Origin of the sequence: Exiguobacterium sp. B2(2022) (assembly GCF_028823655.1) — a bacterium.
Taxonomy (GTDB): Bacteria; Bacillota; Bacilli; order Exiguobacteriales; family Exiguobacteriaceae; genus Exiguobacterium; species Exiguobacterium aestuarii_A.
The window spans coordinates 1-706 of sequence record NZ_JAPEHX010000146.1 but is presented as its reverse complement, the minus strand read 5'-3'; the positions used below and the strand labels follow the sequence as shown (position 1 = coordinate 706).

Annotated in this window: 1 protein-coding gene; it reads right to left on the bottom strand. The window is 50.1% G+C overall.

Annotation, left to right across the window (positions count from 1 at the left end):
- Positions 1-622 (bottom strand): HAD family hydrolase (locus ON063_RS14745; protein WP_274665640.1); only part of this gene is annotated, 622 nt, incomplete at its 3' end.
- Between the last annotated feature and the right edge of the window lie 84 nt (positions 623-706).

Genomic DNA, 706 nt, shown 5'->3' with positions numbered 1-706 from the left:
CCCATTCGACTAAATCGTTCGGCGATTTGATGACGTGATCCGCAAGCGCCCACTCTTCTTCATTTCCAAATCCGAACCCTGTCAAAACGACTGGGAAATCATGTGCCCGTGCTGCCTCGACATCCGATTTGCGATCGCCGACCATAATATAGTCTGCCTCACCGTGACGGACACGGTGCGCTGTCAGAATGTCCGCTTTCTTTTCGCCACTGACAGACTCCAAGCATTCCGGTGCCGTCATGTAGGAGCGAATCTGTTGCGTATCTAAAATCAAGTTCATGTAATGAACACCGCAGTTGCTCGCCGTCGTCAACGTATGACCTTGTTCGTGAAGCGTCTCCAACATGTCACGAATGCCATCGAATAAGACGTTTTGCCCTTCCATCGTCTTCTCGAGCGTCGTGTGACGCAATCTACGAATGAGACGAATCTCTTCGATTGTCGCTTCCGGGATGACATGCTCCCAAAACGCGTTACCTGCCAAGCCATATCCTGAACGGACCGCCTCTTCACTCGGTTTCGGAAGGTGAGGAAGTTCCTCGAGCGCCTCATGAATCGCCCGCGTCATCGGTCCAGTCGTATCTACTAACGTGCCATCGATATCAAATAAAATCACTGCCATCAGATGAATCTCCTCTCTTTCAATTGCTTCCCTTACCGTAGCAGAATCCCCGAAAATGCAAAAGAGAAAACGTGGTGACAAAAA